We start from the raw sequence: 21,626 nt of genomic DNA, 5'->3' as shown, positions 1-21,626 counted from the left end.
TGGACGTAAGTGAAAGATAGAAAAGGAAAGAAAACGAATGAGAAAAGCGTATCGAGTCAAAAAAGAACGAGAGTTTCAAAACGTATTCCATACAGGAACGTCATTTGCTAATCGTAAATTTGTCGTTTACCGCTTAGAAAAAAAAGACCAGCCACATTTTCGTGTCGGGCTTTCAGTAGGTAAAAAAGTGGGCAATGCAGTATGTCGCAATGAGGTAAAACGTAAGATTCGTGCGGCGGTCTATTCTGTAAAAGAACAGATCGATCCGGAATTGGATTTTATCGTGATTGCAAGACCAAGTGTCAAGGGACTAACTTACGATGAGATTCGTTCCAATCTAGTCCATGTCTTAAAACTTGCAAAAATAATCGATAGAGAGGAAAAGAGTAAGTGAAGAAATACAAACGTTTACTTTTGATGGCAGGCATTATCAGTCTAGTCGTTGTCTTATCCGGTTGTGGAACTGGAGAAGTAAGTGCACAAAGCACAGGAATTTGGGATCGCTACATCGTTTATTATTTTGCAGAAGCGATCAAGGCATTGTCATTTGGAAATGCAGGGATTGGGATTATTTTATTCACTTTGATCATTCGTGTGATCTTGATGCCGTTGATGCATTTTCAAACCAAGAGTATGCGAAAAACCCAAGAACTTCAACCAAAATTAAAAGCACTACAACAAGAATATAGTTCAAAAGATCCTGAGACACAAAGTAAGTTACGTGAAGCGCAACAACGTTTATATGCGGAAAATAATGTGAACCCATATGCTGGTTGTTTACCGTTGTTAGTACAGATGCCGATTTTGATGGCGTTATGGCAATCGATTTCACGTGTGCCTGAATTAAAACAAGGAAACTTTTTATGGTTAAATCTAGGAACAGCAGATCCAACCTTTATTTTACCGATCCTTGCTGCGGTATTTACTTTTGCAAGTACGTATCTAAGTAGCATGAGTCAAATTGAATCAAATGCATCAATGAAGATCATGAATTTTGTGATGCCTGTGATGATCTTAGTTATGGGGGTCAACTTAGCAAGTGGTCTTTCATTATATTGGGTAATATCTAATGCTTTCCAAGTCGTTCAAACATTACTAATCAATAATCCATTTAAGATTAGAAAAGAGCGAGAAGAAGAAGCTCAACGTATTCGTGAAAAAGAACGTGCGTTGAAAAAAGCCATGAGTCCGAAGAAAAAACGTAAAAAATAAGGGAGGGAATGCTAATGCCGATTTATGAAGCTGCGACAATTGATGAAGCAATCCAACTTGGTTTAAACGATTTAGGATTGGATAAAGAGCAAGTTGAAATTGAGATACTAGATGAAGGTAAGAAAGGATTTCTGGGGATCGGGCGTAAGAATGCTCGTCTTAAGATCGAACCTTCAATTAGTGAAACTGTTTCAGAAGCAATTGAAGAAACGGTAGAAGAAGTTTTAGAAGAACCTTTAGAAAAAACGATAGAAGAAACTGAAACCATTGAAGTCTTCACAGAAGACCAACCAGAAGAAGTAGAAACCAGTGAATTAGGCGATGAAGCAGCTTTAACGGAATTAGCAGTTTATCTCACGGATATTACCAAGCAATTAGATGCGCCAGCTTTAGTAAAAATGACCCGCGAAGCAAATACCGTCGTTTTTCAATTAGATACACAAAAACAAGGGATTTTAATTGGCAAACACGGCAAAACATTAAATGCGTTACAGTATTTAGCCCAAGTTTTCATTCACCGTATTGCTAAAAATAAACTATCTGTAGTAGTAAATGTTGGCAATTACCGTGAAAAAAGACAAGAAATCATTCAACGCTTAGCAGATCGTACCGCCGAAAAAGCAATTAAATCCGGTCAACCAGTCTTCTTAGAACCAATGCCGGCATTTGAGAGAAAACAAATCCATGCGGCATTAAGCAAGAATGAATATGTGAAAACTCATTCTGAAGGAGACGAGCCTTATCGTTATCTAGTAGTAGAACCTGTAAAAAAACGATTATAAACACTAAAAGAGTTTGCTTCATTAACAAATGCTTGTTAATGAAATAATGCTTGATAAATAAGAGAAGTTTAAATCAATGAAGTAGCGAAAAAGTAAACTGATTACTTTTTCGCTACTTTATTTTTGTTGTGTTTTGCAAGAAATCTTTTTTTCTCTGTTTTCTAAAAAAAAGTTTCTTTCTCCAAAATAATCTATGTTACTGTGAATACGACTGGGGGAAAAGGAAGGGAAAAATGGAAGAGAAAAAAAGAAAAAAAATGATAAAAGATATCGAAAAAGCTCGTGAAAAATATGTAAAAAATGAACAAAAGTATATTGCAGAAATGTCGCATGTCTTTAATCAAAAATGGAATTGGACTTCCAATATGCTGGATAATGAGGCTGGAGTAAAATATGATAACCTTATAGAGTATATGTATTTGTATAAAAAGGTAGTTGAAAAAAATCCTGAACAGTTTACAGAAAATGGTAGAGAACGAAAGAACTTAATAAACTCTTTAAACGGTAGTATAGGATGTAGTTACGATAACAAATATTTTAAGCCATGCATGAAAGACTTGGTAAATAATGATCCGGATAGGTTTTTAGTTATACCAATCATGTATAACCGAAGAGCAGGCGATGTTCATAGTGTCAGCCTGCTTATTCAAAAAGAAGACAATAAAATTAAAGTGCGCGTTTGTAATAAAGGAGGTCAACTTGTACCTAATGAAGCGCCAAATGTTGATGGAAAAATTTCTCTTGAGCATTTAAATAAAATAGCGTCGTTTTATCAATGGGAAAACTGGAATGATTTTTCCGATAAAGAGAAATTAGACCTTTGGAAAGGCGTTAGTAAGGAGGATAAAGCAGAATTTGTAGAGAGTTTCGCAGCAGTAGAAAAATTGTGGGTAGATCTGGATACCAAACAATTAAAATCAATCTATGTATATGAGTTTGAAGAATCAAAAGAAAACATAGAAGCCATTTCAAAAGCTGTTCGTATAGGAAGATATGCTCCTACATGGCGAGATTTTTTAAGTTTGTCCCGAAAAGAAGGTGTGAGCTTTGGAAGCTTTTTTCAAGATAAATATAATTTGTTTTTTCATAAGACAACAGAATTTCCGTTAAAAGAGCTTCATCATCATGCATCAGAATGTAAGTTTGAAAATTATGTTGCAAGGTCACAAATGACAGGGGCATGTATCGTAAAAAATATAGGATTAGCATTCAAATATACACTAGGTTATAAAACTAAGGCAATTATTAAAGACAAAGAGTATGATCAATGTAAACAAATTGAGGGTATGGATGAAATGCTGCTAAAAGTTGCTAAAGATGAGGTCAAGAACCAGAGTTATAGTGATTTACTTGATCAGAATTACGCGTTTTTTCTTAAAAATAAAAAAGAATTGGCGCAAGAGACGCCAAGCATGAAAATAGTAAAAAAAGAATTGTTAATAGATGTTGTAAATGAAGCTGGAGAAAAAGTTGGAGACGTGCTTACAAACCAGTTTCTTATAAATCAGAAAGATGTTAAAAACGAGTTACATAATAGAAAAACGGGTGAAGAATACCTGAGAAAAGTTGCTGCTGTAAATAAAAAAGTTTCAAAAAAGAAAAAAGCAGAAAGACTAAACTCTGGATTGGAAAGATAGAGGTAAACCCTCCTGAATAGGGATAAAATAAATGTCGTTTTATCCTATAGTTGAAAATTCATTCAATCATACATAGAAGATCAGTTATATTGAGAAAAACAAAATTTAATGGTTGATATGCGTGGTTCTTTTTAGGAATCACATTGACAAACTTTTTTAAACAAAGTATATTTTATTAGAAATCATTCTTATCGGAGTATACGATGCTTAAGTAGTCTTACTTTGATAGAAAAAGCACATGGAGGTTAGCCTTCGTGTGTTTTTTTGTAGAACTGAGATGAGATAGCGATTTGTTTTGAATGGCTATTTTTTATGTTGAATAGTCGTGAAAAGGATCGCGACGATACAAAGGATGAAATAAAAAGAATGTACAATATCCTCAAATCAGAATGAATGTATAAATGAAAAAAATTTTTACGATATTGTAAAAAAGCAGAAGTTGTCAGAGTTCTCTATTTTCAATACTTGTGTCTTGTAACTAAATATGATAACCTATGTTCAGAATTTAATCATGGACAAGCAGTCAAAGTGCGAAGTTCACCATTTATTGTAAAGGGTGAAGTGGGCACTTTTTTTGTGCGTAAAATTAAAAAGGGAGTGAAAAAATGGCTGAAATTACTTTAGAATTTGATACGATTGCTGCAATTTCTACCCCACCAGGAGAAGGAGCGATCAGTATTGTTCGACTTAGTGGAGACCAAGCGGTAGCTTTAGCAGATAAAGTCTATCGTTGTGGCAAGAAAAGCTTATTGGAAGTACCTAGTCATACGATTCATTATGGGCATATTACTGATCCAAAGAATGAACAGATCATTGATGAAGTGATGGTTTCTGTTATGTTAGCACCTAAAACATTTACTCGTGAAGATGTCGTTGAAATCAATTGTCATGGTGGGATCGTAGTCGTAAATCAAATTTTACAACTGCTATTACGAGAAGGAGCAAGACTAGCTGAACCTGGAGAATTTACAAAAAGAGCTTTCTTAAATGGTCGTGTAGATCTTTCTCAAGCAGAAGCCGTGATGGATTTAATTCGGGCGAAAACGGACAAAGCAATGGGCTTAGCTTTAAATCAATTAGATGGCAATCTTTCTTCGTTGATTCGTTCATTAAGACAAGAGATCTTAGAAACATTAGCACAAGTAGAAGTCAATATCGATTATCCTGAATACGATGATGTGGAAGAATTGACTACACGATTATTGCTTGAAAAAGCGACGATGATCCAACAAAGGATCCAAGCTTTACTTGCTACATCGAAACAAGGAAAAGTCTTGCGTGAAGGATTAAGTACAGCTATCATCGGTCGTCCAAATGTCGGAAAATCAAGCTTGTTGAATCACTTATTGCGAGAAGAAAAAGCAATTGTAACAGATATTGCGGGAACGACACGAGATGTCATCGAAGAATACGTGAACGTTCGTGGTGTACCATTGAAATTAATTGATACAGCAGGAATCCGTGAAACAGAAGATCTCGTGGAACAGATCGGAGTAGAAAGAAGTCGAAAAGCATTATCTGAATCGGATTTGATTTTATTGGTCTTGAATCAAAGTGAGCCACTGACCAGAGAAGACGAGCAGCTTTTAGAAGCTACTAAGGGTTTGAAACGGATTGTACTTTTAAATAAAACAGATTTGCCGCAAAAGTTAGAAAAAGAAGAACTTGATCAATGGTTAGAAGATGAACCAGTGTTTGCCGTTTCTGTGGCTAAAAATGATGGTTTAGATCAATTAGAAACAGCTATCGCTGACTTATTCTTTGGTGGGCAAACCGGTGAAAGAGATGCTACGTATGTATCAAATACCAGACATATTGCTCTACTTGAAAAAGCATCAATTTCATTAGCAGAAGTAGTTGCTGGGATTGAAGCAGGTATGCCTGTAGATCTTGTTCAAATCGATATGACACGCTGTTGGGACTACTTAGGGGAAGTCGTTGGAGACAGTGTACAAGATGAATTAATCACTCAATTATTCAGTCAATTCTGTTTAGGGAAATAAAAGGAGGAAATGTACTTGAATCATTATCAAGCAGATACTTATGACGTCATCGTTGTAGGGGCAGGACATGCTGGTTCAGAAGCAGCGTTGGCTGCAGCCAGAATGGGCTCCAAAACGTTATTACTAACTATCAACCTAGACATGGTAGCGTTCATGCCATGTAACCCTTCAGTCGGAGGACCAGCAAAAGGTGTCGTAGTGAGAGAAATCGATGCTCTTGGTGGCGAAATGGGTAAAAATATCGATAAAACGTACATTCAAATGAGAATGTTAAACACAGGAAAAGGGCCTGCTGTGCGTGCTTTAAGAGCGCAAGCAGACAAGCATGCTTATTCCGCAGAAATGAAGCATACGATAGAAAAAGAACCTAATTTGACGTTGCGTCAAGGAATCGTCGAAGAATTAATCGTCGAAGAGGGTGTTTGTCGAGGTGTGGTGACATCAACTGGCGCTTGCTACCAAGCAAAAGCTGTTGTTATTACTGCTGGTACAGCTTTACGAGGCGAGATCATCATTGGAGAATTGAAGTATTCATCTGGACCAAATAATTCACAGCCTTCTGTTGGATTAGCTAATAATCTAAAAGAATTAGGTTTTGCGATTGATCGTTTCAAAACAGGGACACCTCCTCGGGTTAAATCAAGTACGATTGATTATTCAGTGACTGAAGAGCAACCTGGCGATAAAGAACCAAATCATTTTAGTTTTAGCACGCCAGATAGTGCGTACAACTTAGAACAAGAATCTTGCTGGTTGACTTATACCGGTGAAACGACTCATAAAATCATACGTGATAACTTGCATCGTGCACCGATGTTTACTGGAATTGTTGAAGGTGTGGGCGCTCGCTATTGTCCATCGATTGAAGATAAGATCGTACGTTTTGCGGATAAACCAAGACATCAATTGTTTTTAGAACCAGAAGGCTTGCATACGGAAGAAGTATACGTTCAAGGATTATCGACTTCATTACCAGAAGATGTCCAAGTGGATATGCTACACTCTATCGCAGGACTGGAAAAAGTTGAAATGATGCGTACGGGATATGCGATCGAATATGATGTTGTCGAACCCCATCAATTACGTCCAACGCTCGAAACGAAAGTCATCGAAAACCTTTATACTGCAGGTCAAACGAATGGGACTAGTGGTTATGAAGAAGCAGCGGGCCAAGGGCTGATTGCTGGAATCAATGCAGCGCTCAAAGTCCAAGGAAAAGAGCCTTTGATCATCAAACGCAGTGACGGTTATATTGGTGTTATGATTGATGACCTAGTGACTAAAGGAACCAATGAACCTTATCGCTTGCTCACTTCACGTGCTGAATATCGTTTATTATTGCGTCATGACAATGCAGATCTACGTTTGACGGAGATTGGACACCAAGTAGGTTTAGTCAAAGAAGACCAATACCAAGCTTATCTGAAAAAGAAAGCTGCTGTTGAAGCAGAAATTAAACGTTTGATGACTGTCCGGATCAAACCGACAGAAGAAGTCCAAGCATTTTTGGCAACTATCAATGCTGCGCCATTAAAAGACGGGGTTTTAGCGAGTGACTTTTTGAAGCGACCTGAAATTAGCTACAGCGATTTAATGTTGTTTATTCCGGAAAATGAAGCATTGACAGCGAAAGAAATTGAACAAGTTGAAATTCAGATCAAGTACGAAGGATACATTAAAAAAGCACTTGAAAAAGTAGAAAAATTAAAACGAATGGAAGCCAAAAAAATACCAGAAAATATCGACTACGCAGCAATTAATGGATTGGCTACAGAAGCAAAACAAAAACTACAAAAAATCCAACCAGAAACCATTGCTCAAGCTAGCCGTATCAGTGGTGTAAACCCCGCTGATCTAAGTATTTTGATGGTCTACATCGAACAAGGGAAGATTGCGAAAGTGGAAAACCTCTGATTTACGGTTTTCCAGAAGTAGCTACATTGGAAAATAAGCCGGAGAATCCAAAAATAGGAGGAACTATTTTTGGATTCTCCGGCTTATTTCTCAGAGCTAGATACTCCTGTTGGAATCTCTAGAAGATAGTTTTTTCGTCTTTTTAGCAACGATACCAGTAAAGAGAAATCTTAGCACCGTCAATGGACAGGAGGTATTTTGCTTTTTGTCCATTTTTTGATGGCGTAAATCTCCTTTTTTCAGGGCACAATTCAATTGGGTAGGTTGAGCTAGAATTGATGGGAAATTACCTCGAAAGTCTCGATTTCCTCCTATTTCTCGATGTTAAACACTTTTGTCTCAACCCCCACTTAATTTTTTATGAAAAATAAAGAAATTGTTGTTATACTAAATGATGTTGATAGAAACGAGAGCGAAACATTGGAGCCTCAACATCTAAATAAAGATAGAAGAAAGGAGCGATTGGTTGTTCAAAACTTATTTTCGTTTTAATAAGATTCAAGATAACCCATTTCGTATCATGAACCTTATGCTATTGATTTTTATCGTACTATGGTTAGGATACATAAACCAGAATTTCTTGATTTCAAGTTTTTCTTCATTAGGGATTTTTACTTTTTTCTATTATCAAAATATACCCATGAAACATTTAATTAAGCGCATGTTTTTCATTGGTTGTGGACTTTTATTTGCTTTTGTATTAGGAATGTTATCAACCTATGTTTTATGGTTGGAACCTTTTGCTGTAGCTGTAGTGGCTTTTGCCAGCCGGTTTATTTTGCGGTTGTTCCATATTTCAAAACCAGGTGGCTTATTTTTTGCGATGCTTTCGGCGATGGGAACAAGTATGCAGTTACCGATTGATCATTTGCCAATGGTTTCTCTTTATTTTTTCATGGGGGTCATGTTTTCATTGATCGCTGCAGTTATCACCAAGTTACTTGATTCACGTCCAGAACAAGCCATTGAACAAATCTCTTTAAAAGAGAGATTCCAAGAAGAACCGTTAGTGATTATTGATTCTGTTTTCTACAGTGTTGCTTTATTTCTTTCCGTCTATATTAGTCACGGATTGCAGTTGCACAATCCTTACTGGTTAACTCTTTCTTGTGCTTCTATTCTTTTAGCTGAGAATTTGGATGCAATGAAACATCGGCAAGTACAATATTTGATTGGTTCCATGGGGGGCTTATGTGTGTCGGCTGTTTTATCCTTTGTACCATTTACTCAGTTACAAACGATTTTTCTGATCACTTTTCTTTACGGTATCTCACAATTTTTGGTTGCTAGAAATTATGCGGTTGCCAACATTTTTCTTAATCCGATGGCACTGATGTTATCGACACTAATTCGTGGGGCCTACTTGATATCCTTGATCGAATATCGCTTTTTGGGAATCGTTATCGGAAGTTTTATTGGTTTAGGTGCTGCATGGGTCATGACCGTTGGGTTACAGCACTATCTCAATGTTGTGCGAAGAAAATTAGAGACAAAATAATAAATAAAATTATATACAAAAAAAAGCCAGTTCGTTTTTGAAGTGAGGATCAAAGACGAGCTGATTTTTTTAACCCATACATTTGATATGTGTTCATTTTTTGTTTAAATTTGAATAAAAAATCAACTAGCGTTAAAAATTAGAGATAACCTAGTTAAGGCATTTATTTTTTTTAATTACTTACATATAGAAGGATGTGTACTTCCTAGTGCTTCCTTTTTAATTTTTTAAAACCTCCTATAAATTTACCGGTAGAAAGATTGCAACTCGATTCATTTTGCGTTAAAGTAAAAAGAGATTTCGTGAAACAATTGCTGTTTCACAATGAAAGGATTAATTATGACACCAGAAGAATTTCGTCAAGCATTGGCAGATAAAGACATCCATTTATCTGATCAACAAATGAGTCAATTTGAACGTTACTATCAGTGGTTAGTTGAGTGGAACGAAAAAATGAATTTAACAGCCATCACGGAAAAAAATGACGTTTATTTGAAGCATTTCTATGATTCATTAACGTTAGCTTTTGAGGTGGACTTTTCTCAGCCTCTTTCACTTTGTGACGTAGGTTCAGGCGCAGGTTTTCCGAGTATTCCACTGAAAATTGCGTTTCCTAACTTACAGATCACGATCGTTGATTCACTGAATAAACGAATCAACTTCTTAACGGAATTAACAAAAGAACTTGGTATCACAGCGGCACTTCACCACGATCGTGCCGAGACATTTGGTCAAAATCCTCAATTCCGAGCTTCATTTGACTTAGTGACTGCTCGCGCTGTAGCAAGATTGAATGTTTTAGCAGAACTATGTTTGCCTCTAGTGAAGCAAGAAGGATACTTTTATGCGCTGAAAGCTGCAAAAAGCGAAGAAGAACTAATAGAAGCCAAGCATGCGATCGCAATCTTAGGGGGAAAGTTTATCAAAGAAGATGCGATAGAATTACCGAAAATATCTGACAAGCGACATATTTTGGTAATCCAAAAGAAGAAAGTCACCCCGAAAAAATACCCAAGAAAACCTGGTATGCCAAATAAGCAACCAATCAAGTAGGAGGAGAAGAGATGGCACAAATAATATCTGTTGCAAACCAAAAAGGTGGCGTAGGTAAAACGACGACCACTGTTAACTTAGGTGCTTGCTTAGCTAGTCTTGGTAAAAGAGTCTTGTTAGTGGATATGGATGCACAAGGCAATGCCACAAGTGGTGTCGGTATTCGAAAACCAGATGTTACTCAAGATATTTATGATGTCTTAGTCAATGAGCTACCGATTGCCGAAGCAACTCTTGTTACCGAACATGAAAATTTGAGTATTGTGCCTGCCACTCTTCAATTAGCAGGAGCAGAAATCGAATTAACTTCAATGATGGCCAGAGAGTCTCGCTTGAAAGGTTCTTTAGCCGAAGTGAACGATCAATATGATTATATTTTGATTGATTGCCCACCTTCATTAGGTCATTTGACTATTAATTCATTTACAGCTAGCGATTCTATTCTGATCCCAGTGCAATGTGAATATTATGCATTAGAAGGATTGAGTCAATTACTCAATACAGTTCGTTTAGTTCAAAAGCATTTCAATCCAGAATTGGAGATTGAAGGCGTCTTACTTACAATGTATGATGCACGTACGAACTTAGGAAATGAAGTCGTGGAAGAAGTCCGAAAGTATTTCCGTGAGAAGGTCTATGAAACGATTATTCCAAGAAATATTCGTCTTTCAGAAGCACCAAGTCATGGAATGCCGATCATTGATTATGATCCACGTTCTAGAGGAGCTGAAGTTTACCAAGCATTGGCAAAGGAAGTGGTTAACCGTGAAGAAAAGTAAAGGATTAGGACGAGGGATCGATGCGTTATTTCAAGATTTAGAGAATTTAGAAACTGTGGATGTTGAAGATGAAACAGTTGTACAATTACCACTAAACGAATTACGCCCTAACCCTTATCAACCACGTAAAACATTTGAAGAAGTCTCGCTTCAAGAATTGGCAAACTCCATTGAGCAATCAGGCGTGTTTCAACCGATTATCGTCCGTCGTTCGGCAGTAAAAGGATATGAAATCATTGCTGGTGAACGTCGTTTCCGAGCTTCTAAGTTAGCAGAAAAAGCGACCATCCCTGCAATTGTTCGTGACTTTGATGAAGAAGCAATGATGCAAGTCGCTGTTTTGGAAAACTTGCAACGTGAAGACTTGAACCCATTAGAAGAAGCTGAAGCCTATGATATGCTGATGAAAAATCTTAAACTTACGCAAGCAGAAGTAGCGAAACGCTTAGGTAAAAGTCGTCCATATATCGCAAACTATCTCCGACTGTTAACGTTACCTGATTTAGTGAAGGAAATGGTCCAAGATCAACGATTATCGATGGGACAAGCTCGTACCTTATTAGGTCTAAAAAACAAAAGTTTGATTCTAAAATTAGCGAATCGAGCAGTTATGGAGAATCTAACGGTTCGTCAGTTGGAACAAATTGTTTCGCAATTAAATCAAAACGATGGGAAAGAAAAAAAGAAAATCCCTCGACTAGCAAAAGAAAAGCCTTATTATATACGTGAAAGTGAAGACCGCTTGATGGATAAGTTTGGTACAAGTGTTGCTATCCAAGAAAAAGACGGTAAAGGAAAGATTGAAATTGAGTACCTTTCGCAAAATGATTTGACAAGAATCCTTGATATCCTTAATATTCAATTCGATGAAGAATAAGTAATAGGAAAGAAGCGTTCAATTCAGACCAATCAACCTTAATTTTTACGATCACTATATGAATATCAAAAAAGACGTGGGAACCGTTCTTAAGAGAAATGACTAAAGGAGGGGACTTTTATGTACGACTTACATGATATTGTTGAAATGAAAAAACCTCATGCTTGTCAGACCAACCGTTGGGAAATCATCCGCATGGGAGCGGACATCAAAATCAAATGCGTCAATTGCGGGCACATCGTTATGATGACTCGTCGAGAATTTGAGAAAAAATTAAAAAAAGTACTTGAAAAAAATGCAGAGAAAGAGTGAATAAATCTATGGCATTAACTGCTGGAATTGTTGGATTACCCAATGTCGGTAAATCAACTTTATTTAACGCAATCACCAAAGCTGGAGCAGAAGCAGCGAACTATCCTTTTGCAACCATTGATCCGAATGTAGGAATGGTAGAAGTTCCCGATTGGCGTTTACAACGCTTAACTGAACTTGTTCATCCTAAAAAAACCGTGCCAACAACATTTGAATTTACGGATATTGCAGGAATCGTTAAAGGTGCAAGTAAAGGGGAAGGCTTGGGAAATCAATTTCTAAGTCATATCCGCCAAGTTGATGCGATTTGTCATGTGGTCCGTTGTTTCGATGATGACAACATCACACATGTTGAAGGACGAGTTGACCCATTAGCGGATATTGATACGATCAATCTAGAATTAGTATTGGCAGATCTGGAATCGATCACTAAACGCTATACTCGAGTAGCAAAAATCGCAAAAACGAAAGACAAAGATGCAGTTGCTGAATTAGCTGTTTTAGATAAAATCAAGCCAGTCCTGGAAGAAGGACGTTCAGCTCGCTCTATCGAATTTACGGACGAAGAACAAAAAATCGTTAAATCATTGTTTTTATTGACTACCAAACCAATCTTATATGTAGCAAACGTTGCAGAAGATGAAGTAGCAGATAGCGATACGAATCACTACGTTCAAGCTGTACGTAATTTTGCTGCCGAAGAAAATGCAGAAGTTATCGTAGTCAGCGCACGTGCAGAGGAAGAAATTGCTGAACTAGACGAAGAAGATAAAGCAGAATTCTTAGAAGCTTTAGGAATTGAAGAGTCTGGATTAGATCAATTAATTCGTGCAGCTTATGATTTGCTAGGATTAGCTACGTACTTTACAGCAGGAGAACAAGAAGTTCGGGCTTGGACATTTAAAAAAGGCATCAAAGCACCTCAAGCAGCTGGGATTATCCATTCAGACTTTGAGCGTGGATTTATCCGTGCGGAAACTGTTTCTTTTGAAGATCTAGATCATTATGGAAATATGCATGCTGCCAAAGAAGCTGGCCGTGTTCGTCTAGAAGGTAAAGACTATGTAGTCCAAGATGGCGACGTTATGTTATTCCGTTTTAATGTATAAAAGGGCTATCAAACGATACGTATAGTATGTTAGAATGTCTTTTGTGACAACCGTTAAAGTAGCGGCTAAGGAGGACTATTTAGATCATGGAATCAGAACAATTACGTGAAATTGTAAAAGAAAACAATCAATTAGAAGAAAAATTAACTAAAAGAAACCAACAATATATTTTTGACTTAAAAAAATCTTTAGAAGCAGCTAATCTATCCGAAGAGGAAAAGGTAAAAGCACTTCATGACATCCTTCCAACCTTAGTGTCTGAACAAAAAGGTGGAAAAACAGCCAGACAATTATTTGGAACTGTCTCTGAAAGAACTGAAGCAATTATCAACAAACCAGTTGAAGCAAAGGTAAATTCTAAACCACTATTGATGTGGCTAGACAATACATTCCTGTTATTAGGTTTGTTGAGTATCATGATTGCTATTACCGGATTGTTTTCACGTGGAACAACGCCAGCTTATGGAATCACAACTTTGGTCTTCGGATCAGCTGTTGGTGGTTGGGTATTTTACCTGATGTATAAATACATTTATCAATATGAGTATCCGGGAGCAGATCGTAGTAAAAAGCCAGGTATGGGTAAAACATTGTTGATCTTAACTGGAACTACATTGGTCTGGGTGGTTGCCTTTTCCGCTACCACACTTCTTCCTCCAGTACTGAATCCGTTGTTAGATCCAGTAGTTATCATCATTATTGGGGCTGCTGCACTAGCTTTGCGTTATTACATGAAGAAAAAATATGGAATCGTTGGAAGTTTATCTGTACCTAGAAGATAATTCGTTAAAGTACGATTCGATGTATATCAATGATGAGGGATCATTATTTGAAACAGTTGTTTGTTTTGAATAGTGGTCTCTTATTTTTTATGGAGAAATGGTTAAAACAGAAAGAACAAAAATTTGAGAAACTTGGTAAATTTAATCAGTAGCTTCTCTTAAAAGAGTTTCTCGTTATTAACCATATATGACTTGTGATGGAAACGCTTATAATAAGGATATTCTTAGAAACAGTCCGGATTATGGGAAGACGGTTGACTTAATAGAAAAAATCGATTATTTTAATAGATAAACTAAAAACTAGAGGAGTGGTACTAAAAATGTCCAACTGGGAAACAAAGTTCACGAAAAAAGGGTTTACTTTCGATGATGTCTTACTGATACCAGCAGAAAGTCACGTGTTACCAAACGAAGTGGATATGAGTGTACAATTAGCAAAAAATATTAAGTTGAATATCCCGATCATCAGTGCAAGTATGGACACTGTAACTGATAGTAAGATGGCTATTGCGATGGCTAGACAAGGTGGATTAGGTGTTATTCATAAAAATATGACAATTAGTCAACAAGCAGACGAAGTGCGCAAAGTCAAACGTTCTGAAAGTGGTGTGATCATTGATCCATTTTTCTTAACACCGCAACATCTTGTAGCAGATGCAGAAGAATTGATGAGCAAATATCGAATTAGCGGTGTACCGATCGTTGAGACTTTAGAAAACAGAAAACTTGTTGGTATTATTACGAACCGTGACATGCGCTTTGTAACTGATTATCATATGGAAATCAATGATGTGATGACCAAAGAAAACTTAGTAACAGCCCCAGTCGGTACTTCTCTAAAAGACGCAGAAAAAATATTGCAAAAACATAAAATTGAAAAATTACCTATCGTTGACAACGATGGTTGTTTAAGTGGATTGATCACAATCAAAGATATTGAAAAAGTGATTGAATTTCCCAACGCTGCCAAAGATGAACATGGACGTCTACTTGTAGCTGCTGCTGTTGGTGTAACAAGTGATACATTTGAGCGTGCAGGTGCCTTGTTGGAAGCAGGAGCAGATGCGATCGTTATTGATACAGCACATGGTCATAGTGCTGGAGTGATTCGTAAAATCCAAGAAATTCGTTCTACCTTTAAAGATGCTACTTTGATTGCCGGTAACGTAGCGACAGCGGAAGCAACAAAAGCATTATATGATGCTGGTGTGGATGTCGTAAAAGTCGGTATCGGACCAGGATCAATTTGTACAACACGTGTGGTTGCCGGTGTAGGTGTACCACAATTAACAGCGATTTATGATGCTGCTTCTGTCGCACGACAATATGGCAAAGCAATTATTGCTGATGGCGGAATCAAATATTCAGGTGATATCGTCAAAGCATTAGCTGCTGGAGGACATGCCGTCATGTTAGGTAGTATGTTGGCCGGTACAGATGAATCTCCAGGTGAATTTGAGATTTTCCAAGGACGACGTTTTAAAACTTATCGTGGTATGGGTTCATTGGGCGCAATGGAAAAAGGTTCAAAAGATCGTTATTTCCAAGGTAGCGTCAATGAAGCGAATAAATTAGTACCAGAAGGAATCGAAGGACGTGTGGCCTACAAAGGAAGCGTTGCGGATATTATCTTCCAAATGATCGGTGGATTAAAATCTGGTATGGGTTATGTTGGGGCAGGCAACTTGAAACAATTGCGTGACGAAGCACAATTCATCCAAATGAGTGGCAATGGGTTGAAAGAATCCCATCCACATGATGTCCAAATCACAAAAGAAGCACCTAACTATTCAGTAGAATCTTAATCAATTAAGGGAAAAAGACTCAACATATTCTGCTTTAGGAGTCAAGTGAATATTCGAAATAAGTAGAATACTTAGAGCATTGTTTTTAAAGTAAAAAAGTCGTCAATCTTAAAATTTGTTTTTCTAAATTTTAAGATTGATGACTTTTTTCGTCTGACTATGTTGTTTTTGCTCAATATCAAAATAAGAGTGACCACTAAGCCGCTGTTGTATAAATTTATTAAAAAAATCATGTTTTAATAACAAATTTTTGTTTTTTTAGTTAAATTACTATATAGTGAAGATTTTTTAATATGTTAGAATATATCTGAGTTATATTTATATTTTGTTATTTTATGATAGTAAGGAGTTTATAAGATGATAAAAAGAGTAGTTATAACTGGAAGGGGAACTATCTCTTCTTCTGGAAAAAATGCAGAAGAGTTATGGACAAATGTGAGTAATGGTATTTCTGGGATAAAAAAGATAGAAGCAGAGGAATTTAGTAATTTAGAAACAAGGATTGGTGGAGTTATTTCTGATTATGCGATTGACCAGTATCTTAATCAAAAAGAGATCAAGAGAACAGATCGTTTCACTCATTTTTCAGTAATCAGTTCTATGCAAGCGCTATCTGAAGCGAGTTTTGATCATAAGGATTTTGATTTGGAAAAATGTGGCGTTATGATTGGTACAGGAATAGGTGGTATTCACTCTTTAATTGAAAATCAAAACATTATGGAAAAGAAAGGAAGTAATCGTGTTTCTCCTTTAGTAGTTCCTAAGTCAATAGGCAATATAGCGGGAGGTTTCGTATCAATTAAGACTGGATTTAAAGATGTGACTTTGTGTCCTATTTCAGCTTGTGCTTCGGGAAATCAAGCGATAGGAGAAGCATTTCTTAGAATTAAATATGGGCTAAGTGAAGCAATACTTGCAGGTGGAGCAGAAGCTTCGATTGTACCTATTGCTTTTGCTGGGTACAACCAAATGCAAGCTTTATCTACGAGGAATGAGCAACCGAATTTAGCTTCGAAACCTTTTGACAAAAATAGGGATGGCTTTGTCATGTCAGAAGGAGCTGGGATCGTTTTTTTAGAAGAATTCGAACATGCAAGATCACGCGGAGCGAAAATTTTAGGTGAAATTATCGGATACGGGATGACTTCAGATGCTTATCATATGACTACACCTCATTCAGAAGGAGCCAGTCGTGCCATCCAAAAAGCACTTGAAATGGGGAAAATTAGTGCAAATGAAATTGATTATATAAATGCGCATGCAACAGGTACTAAAGTTGGAGATATTAGTGAAAGTCGAGCAATCAAAAAGGTTTTTGGAAAGCATGCTGAACAATTATTGATTAGCTCTACAAACTCCTCAACAGGACATCTATTAGGTGCAGCAGGAGGCATTGAAGCAGTGATTAGCTTGAAAGCGATGGAGTATAATATTTTACCACCAACTATTAACCTGACAGAACCCGATGAAGATTGTGATTTGAATTATATTCCCAATAATAAAATTCATCATCAAGCAAATATTATTCTTTCAAATGGTTTTGGCTTTGGTGGGCATAATACCTCTATAATTATAAGAAAATTATAAAAAATCCGGTAAATTACAGAACTTCTGAACAAGAAGAGAGTGGGGCAATAGTCCTTTTTAAAAAGAAAATAAACATATTAAGATTAGTGAGCCTGGGACAAAATTTGTCTCAGGCTCTTCTAGTATCTCTAAAAACGAATAAACGGCGTTCAAGAAGCAACTCCTCAACAATAAGCGAGGAGCTGACCGCTTATTTCATGACCTCTTTATATAAATAAGACAAGGTGGTCTACTTTATCACTTTTAAATTTCCCATGTAAGGAACTAATACTTCTGGAACAGTCACTGATCCATCTTCATTTTGGTAGTTTTCAAGAATCGCTGCGACAGTTCGGCCGACTGCAAGTCCTGAACCATTCAGTGTATGAGCATAGTGGATTTTTCCGTCTTCATCACGGTAACGGATCATTGCGCGTCGTGCTTGGAAATCTTCACAATTTGAACATGAGCTGATTTCACGATATGTTTCTTGTGCAGGGATCCATACTTCTAAGTCATATGTTTTGGCAGCAGAGAAGCCCATATCTCCAGTAGATAATGCTACTACACGGTAAGGTAAATGTAATTTTTGTAGAATATCTTCAGCATCGGCTGTCATTTTTTCTAGCTCATCATAAGAATGTTCTGCATCAGAGAATTTGACCATTTCTACTTTATTAAATTGGTGTAAACGAATCAATCCTCGAGTATCACGGCCGGCACTCCCTGCTTCCGAACGAAATGCGGGACTAAGAGCAGTGAAATAAATCGGTAAATCTTGCCCATCTAAGATCTCATCGTTGTAATAGTTTGTTAATGGAACTTCCGCTGTTGGGATCAATGTCAAATCTGTATCTTCTAATTGGAAAACATCTTCTTTAAACTTAGGAAATTGCCCAGTTCCGAACATAGCCCGACTATTTACGATATAAGGAGTAATCATTTCTGTATAGTCATGTTCATAGATGTGTTGATCTAGCATAAAGTTATAAACGGCACGTTCTAAGCGAGCACCTAATCCTTTATAGTAAACAAAACGACTTCCAGAAACTTTTGCCCCTCTTTCAAAGTCTAAGATACCTAAGTTTTCAGCGATTTCCCAATGTGGTTTCGGTTCAAATGAAAAATTACGAGGCGTGTTCCAACGACGAACTTCCACGTTGTCCTCTTCGTCTTTTCCAACAGGTACAGAATCATCTGGTAAATTTGGTAAGGTAGTCGCAATTTGATGTAACTTTTCATCTACTTGCGCTACTTCTTCATCAAGGGCTTTAATGTTGCCCCCAACTTCTTTCATTTCATTGATTTTAGCTGTTGCATCTTCTTTGTTCCGTTTTAATTGTGCAATTTCTGCTGAAACATCATTACGATATTTTTTTAATTCTTCCGTTTTAACAAGTAATTTTCGACGACTTTCATCTAATTCCATAAATTCAGCTAAGGTTTCTTTTTTGACCCCACGAGTCATTAATTTTTCTTGAACATAATCAAAATTTTGACGCATCATTTTTACATCTAACATTGCAATTCCTCCTTAAATATAATAAAAAAAAGACCAATCCATCCCTCAATTATCTTGGGACGAATCGGTCTAACATTCGCGGTACCACCCGAGTTCAACATATAAATATGCTGCTCTTGTTAACAGATAACGGCTGTTTTACCGACCTTTCTTATTTCGAAAGGTACACATCAAAGAACTGGAACTTCCAACTTATTTTTTGCTGATTTACACCATCCATCAGCTCTCTTGAAAAAAATAAAATGTACTGGGTTCTGTGCTATATAGATATGATATATAGAAATGATTGTAATAAGAATATCGGATATTTTAATTTTCGTCAATATGTTCCTGACTTTTGATTGGTAATTTTTCATTTCTTTTTATTGGAAGATGCATGATGAATGAAGTCCAGTGTTTATCAGATTTAGCATAAATATAACCACCATGTAATGCAACGATACTTTGAGCAATGGCTAAACCTAAACCTGTCCCACCGGTTTCTTGTGAACGAGACTCTTCTACTCGGTAAAAACGGTCAAAAAGATTATCGATTGATTCTCGAGGAATCATAGCTCCATTGTTTTTTACTGTCGCAACGACTTCTGAGCCAACTTTTTCGACTTCAATGACAATTTTTGTAGCGCCTTTGCCGTATTTTAAAGCATTCGTCAGTAAATTATTAAAGACACGAACTAGTTTTTCAGTGTCCCCATCCATAGTTAATGATGGAACCTGTGATGATACAAGGATTTGGATATGCTTTTTTGATGCTTCTAATTCAAAATCAGCAGCTAGTTGTTCAATTAGCTGGATCAGATCAAAAGCCGAAAAATTGACCGGAACAGCTGGTTGTCTGACTTTAGTATACTCAAAAAGATCATCCACTAGTAATTTCATTTGTTTTGCTTTGATATAAGCTGTATGGGTATACTTCAAAAGATCCTCTTTTGTTTGATACTGACCATCTTCGATTAATCCTAAGTAACCAATAATAGAGGTTAAAGGGGTACGGATATCGTGACTCACATTAGTAATCAATTCATCTTTTGATTTTTCAATTTTCCGTTCATCTTCGATCGCAGCTACTGTACTATCGACTAAACCATTAATGCTTGTTACTACACGACTAAGATCACCTGTTAATTCAAAAGGGATCCGATGGTCATAATTACCATTAGCGATATAGTGAAGCTCGCTAATAATATGACGTAGTTGCATTTGTCGGTAGCGACGGATTAACCGCCAGTATAATACGCCGATATCTAAAAGAAAGAAAAGGGGAATCAGAAAATTTCGGCCGTTCCAAAATAAATCACTATTCAATCGTTGAGCAAAAATATTTTTTGAATCCCAAATCGCATTAGTCAATGAAGGGGAACTACTAATTATTGAAGTAAGGACAACCAAAATCGCAACATTTAATAGTAGAAGGAGAATCACGGTGATAATACCTTCTGCTAATAACTCACTGATTTCCTTAGAAGTTAGATTGATTCGTCGCCGTTTTTCTGTTCCTCTTTTTTTATCTTGCATCAATTTTATAGCCCACTCCCCAAACGGTTTGAATGACTTTTTCTCCACCAGTTGCTTCTTCGATCTTATCTCTCAAATGACTAACATGGACCATAACAGTTTTTGCGGAAACAATACTTTCTTGTTTCCATACACGCTCAAAGATTTCATCTGCACTGAACACACGATTAGGATGACTTGCTAATAAGTATAGAATCCCAAATTCTAATGCTGTGAGCTGAATCTCTTTCCCATCAATTGTTTTTACTTCATGGGAATCTTTGTTAATAATCAAAGAGTTTACTTCTAATATATCCGGTTGATCCGGTGTGATTTGCATTTTTGTTCGACGAAGCAAAGATTTTACGCGTGCCATAACTTCTAAAGGATTAAATGGTTTTGTAACATAATCATCAGCACCAGCAACAAGCCCTTTAATTTTATCCATATCGGTTGTTTTTGCTGTCAACATGATAATCGGGATTTGCGATTCCTTTCGTAATTCTTTAACGACCTGCATGCCATCCATTTCAGGCATCATAATATCCAAAATCAATAACTCAATATCAGGTATCGTTCGAATCTTTGATAATGCTTCTTTCCCATCATAAGCCTTAACAGCTTCGTATCCTTCATTGTGAACATAAATACTTAGTAATTCAACAATTTCTTTATCATCATCAGCAATTAATATTTTCATAGATTGTTCCTCCAGAGTTAGAATGATACTATTTACTATTCATTCTAGCAAAAAAATGTCTAAATAGATAAAAGCAACACTTTGTTAAGGAAAATTTTAGAAGGTAAGAGCTAAGTGAAGTGGCTCATTAATAGAAAACTGAACAATCGCAATGCTGAGAAGGTTATCATTAATGAAAAACATGTTAAAAGCGAACGTTTCTCACTTATAGGATTAGAACGATCGATTACGCTAAAAATGTTGATAAAACAGCTTTTTTCTTATTGACTTTTATTTTTGCTGTTGGTATATTATTATTTGTTCGAAAGAGCAAAGATCGCTAGTGAAAATAGTTAAAATAAACTGTTGACAGAGGGATCACACCATGATAAGATAACTGAGTCGTAAAAAAACAATAGCTTACGAAGCTTGATTCTATCGAAAAAAACTTCAAAAAAGTTGTTGACAAATAACAAACGACGAGTTATGATAAATGAGTTGCTGAAACACTTCTAAAAAATGAAGTTAAAAAAACTTTTAAAAAAAGAGTTGACAAACAAACGTCGCTCTGATATGATATAAAAGTTGCTACGGCAATCTCG

General features: G+C 36.6%; 18 protein-coding genes and 1 other annotated feature. Of the genes, 15 read left to right on the top strand and 3 right to left on the bottom strand.

Features of this window, described 5'->3' with window-relative positions:
• Nucleotides 1-37 precede the first annotated feature (37 nt).
• The 15 genes from rnpA (at nt 38) to fabF (ending at nt 17,350) form a co-directional block, all read left to right on the top strand.
• On the top strand, nt 38-394 hold the full coding sequence (gene rnpA, locus AB3H90_RS12435) for a ribonuclease P protein component (RefSeq protein WP_010720505.1): 357 nt from the start codon (nt 38-40) through the stop codon (nt 392-394).
• Nucleotides 391-1,212, top strand: coding sequence for a YidC/Oxa1 family membrane protein insertase (locus AB3H90_RS12430; RefSeq protein ID WP_010720506.1), 822 nt, complete (start codon nt 391-393; stop codon nt 1,210-1,212). The genes rnpA and AB3H90_RS12430 overlap by 4 nt, the downstream gene beginning before the upstream one ends.
• Before the next feature lie 14 nt (nt 1,213-1,226).
• Nucleotides 1,227-1,994: an RNA-binding cell elongation regulator Jag/EloR gene (gene jag / locus AB3H90_RS12425; RefSeq protein ID WP_053766571.1), complete on the top strand. Its 768-nt coding sequence runs from the start codon at nt 1,227-1,229 to the stop codon at nt 1,992-1,994.
• A 233-nt stretch (nt 1,995-2,227) separates the two neighbouring features.
• Nucleotides 2,228-3,631 carry a hypothetical protein gene (locus AB3H90_RS12420; protein WP_368016808.1) on the top strand — a complete coding sequence of 468 codons (1,404 nt, stop codon included), beginning with the start codon at nt 2,228-2,230 and terminating at the stop codon, nt 3,629-3,631.
• Nucleotides 3,632-4,236: 605 nt separating this feature from the next.
• Nucleotides 4,237-5,634 carry a tRNA uridine-5-carboxymethylaminomethyl(34) synthesis GTPase MnmE gene (gene mnmE, locus AB3H90_RS12415; protein WP_063627679.1) on the top strand — a complete coding sequence of 466 codons (1,398 nt, stop codon included), beginning with the start codon at nt 4,237-4,239 and terminating at the stop codon, nt 5,632-5,634.
• A gap of 15 nt (nt 5,635-5,649) precedes the next feature.
• A complete protein-coding gene (mnmG, locus tag AB3H90_RS12410; RefSeq protein WP_368016807.1) occupies nt 5,650-7,548 on the top strand; it encodes a tRNA uridine-5-carboxymethylaminomethyl(34) synthesis enzyme MnmG in 1,899 nt (632 codons plus the stop codon).
• 466 nt (nt 7,549-8,014) lie between these two features.
• Entirely contained in the window at nt 8,015-9,046 is a 1,032-nt protein-coding gene (locus AB3H90_RS12405) for an FUSC family protein (RefSeq protein WP_010736771.1), read from the top strand.
• 339 nt (nt 9,047-9,385) lie between these two features.
• Nucleotides 9,386-10,099, top strand: a complete 714-nt coding sequence (rsmG, locus tag AB3H90_RS12400) for a 16S rRNA (guanine(527)-N(7))-methyltransferase RsmG (protein ID WP_010720513.1) — start codon at nt 9,386-9,388, stop codon at nt 10,097-10,099.
• Between the two features lie 11 nt (nt 10,100-10,110).
• Nucleotides 10,111-10,878, top strand: coding sequence for a ParA family protein (locus AB3H90_RS12395; RefSeq protein ID WP_010736770.1), 768 nt, complete (start codon nt 10,111-10,113; stop codon nt 10,876-10,878).
• Nucleotides 10,865-11,755, top strand: a complete 891-nt coding sequence (locus AB3H90_RS12390) for a ParB/RepB/Spo0J family partition protein (RefSeq protein ID WP_010720515.1) — start codon at nt 10,865-10,867, stop codon at nt 11,753-11,755. Before AB3H90_RS12395 ends, AB3H90_RS12390 begins: the two co-directional genes overlap by 14 nt.
• A gap of 120 nt (nt 11,756-11,875) precedes the next feature.
• Nucleotides 11,876-12,067: a DUF951 domain-containing protein gene (locus AB3H90_RS12385; RefSeq protein WP_010720516.1), complete on the top strand. Its 192-nt coding sequence runs from the start codon at nt 11,876-11,878 to the stop codon at nt 12,065-12,067.
• 8 nt (nt 12,068-12,075) lie between these two features.
• Complete coding sequence (ychF, locus tag AB3H90_RS12380; protein WP_010720517.1) at nt 12,076-13,176, top strand: redox-regulated ATPase YchF; 1,101 nt, start codon at nt 12,076-12,078, stop codon at nt 13,174-13,176.
• Nucleotides 13,177-13,262: 86 nt separating this feature from the next.
• On the top strand, nt 13,263-13,958 hold the full coding sequence (locus AB3H90_RS12375; RefSeq protein WP_010720518.1) for a DUF1129 domain-containing protein: 696 nt from the start codon (nt 13,263-13,265) through the stop codon (nt 13,956-13,958).
• A gap of 320 nt (nt 13,959-14,278) precedes the next feature.
• Complete coding sequence (gene guaB / locus AB3H90_RS12370) at nt 14,279-15,763, top strand: IMP dehydrogenase (RefSeq protein ID WP_010720519.1); 1,485 nt, start codon at nt 14,279-14,281, stop codon at nt 15,761-15,763.
• A 357-nt stretch (nt 15,764-16,120) separates the two neighbouring features.
• Complete coding sequence (fabF, locus tag AB3H90_RS12365) at nt 16,121-17,350, top strand: beta-ketoacyl-ACP synthase II (RefSeq protein WP_368016806.1); 1,230 nt, start codon at nt 16,121-16,123, stop codon at nt 17,348-17,350.
• Between the two features lie 229 nt (nt 17,351-17,579).
• Here fabF and serS read toward each other — a convergent pair whose 3' ends face one another.
• The 3 genes from serS to AB3H90_RS12350 form a co-directional block, all read right to left on the bottom strand.
• Complete coding sequence (serS, locus tag AB3H90_RS12360) at nt 17,580-18,851, bottom strand: serine--tRNA ligase (RefSeq protein WP_053766574.1); 1,272 nt, start codon at nt 18,849-18,851, stop codon at nt 17,580-17,582.
• 52 nt (nt 18,852-18,903) lie between these two features.
• Nucleotides 18,904-19,122, bottom strand: a binding site (T-box leader).
• A 38-nt stretch (nt 19,123-19,160) separates the two neighbouring features.
• Nucleotides 19,161-20,369 carry a cell wall metabolism sensor histidine kinase WalK gene (locus tag AB3H90_RS12355; RefSeq protein ID WP_025480278.1) on the bottom strand — a complete coding sequence of 403 codons (1,209 nt, stop codon included), beginning with the start codon at nt 20,367-20,369 and terminating at the stop codon, nt 19,161-19,163.
• Nucleotides 20,356-21,045, bottom strand: a complete 690-nt coding sequence (locus AB3H90_RS12350; RefSeq protein ID WP_010736768.1) for a response regulator transcription factor — start codon at nt 21,043-21,045, stop codon at nt 20,356-20,358. The genes AB3H90_RS12355 and AB3H90_RS12350 overlap by 14 nt, the downstream gene beginning before the upstream one ends.
• Between the last annotated feature and the right edge of the window lie 581 nt (nt 21,046-21,626).

This window comes from Enterococcus sp. C63, from assembly GCF_040887215.1.
Classification (GTDB): domain Bacteria; phylum Bacillota; class Bacilli; order Lactobacillales; family Enterococcaceae; genus Enterococcus_B; species Enterococcus_B hirae.
This window is presented reverse-complemented; position numbering and strand designations above follow the sequence as displayed.

Excerpts from the sequence above, each read along its gene's own strand:
- ychF (WP_010720517.1), top strand. The coding sequence starts at position 12,076 with ATGGCATTAACTGCTGGAATTGTTGGATTACCCAATGTCGGTAAATCA.
- AB3H90_RS12350 (WP_010736768.1), bottom strand. The coding sequence starts at position 21,045 with ATGAAAATATTAATTGCTGATGATGATAAAGAAATTGTTGAATTACTA.
- serS (WP_053766574.1), bottom strand. The coding sequence starts at position 18,851 with ATGTTAGATGTAAAAATGATGCGTCAAAATTTTGATTATGTTCAAGAA.
- AB3H90_RS12375 (WP_010720518.1), top strand. The coding sequence starts at position 13,263 with ATGGAATCAGAACAATTACGTGAAATTGTAAAAGAAAACAATCAATTA.
- guaB (WP_010720519.1), top strand. The coding sequence starts at position 14,279 with ATGTCCAACTGGGAAACAAAGTTCACGAAAAAAGGGTTTACTTTCGAT.
- AB3H90_RS12395 (WP_010736770.1), top strand. The coding sequence starts at position 10,111 with ATGGCACAAATAATATCTGTTGCAAACCAAAAAGGTGGCGTAGGTAAA.
- jag (WP_053766571.1), top strand. The coding sequence starts at position 1,227 with ATGCCGATTTATGAAGCTGCGACAATTGATGAAGCAATCCAACTTGGT.
- AB3H90_RS12385 (WP_010720516.1), top strand. The coding sequence starts at position 11,876 with ATGTACGACTTACATGATATTGTTGAAATGAAAAAACCTCATGCTTGT.
- rnpA (WP_010720505.1), top strand. The coding sequence starts at position 38 with ATGAGAAAAGCGTATCGAGTCAAAAAAGAACGAGAGTTTCAAAACGTA.
- mnmE (WP_063627679.1), top strand. The coding sequence starts at position 4,237 with ATGGCTGAAATTACTTTAGAATTTGATACGATTGCTGCAATTTCTACC.
- fabF (WP_368016806.1), top strand. The coding sequence starts at position 16,121 with ATGATAAAAAGAGTAGTTATAACTGGAAGGGGAACTATCTCTTCTTCT.
- rsmG (WP_010720513.1), top strand. The coding sequence starts at position 9,386 with ATGACACCAGAAGAATTTCGTCAAGCATTGGCAGATAAAGACATCCAT.
- AB3H90_RS12420 (WP_368016808.1), top strand. The coding sequence starts at position 2,228 with ATGGAAGAGAAAAAAAGAAAAAAAATGATAAAAGATATCGAAAAAGCT.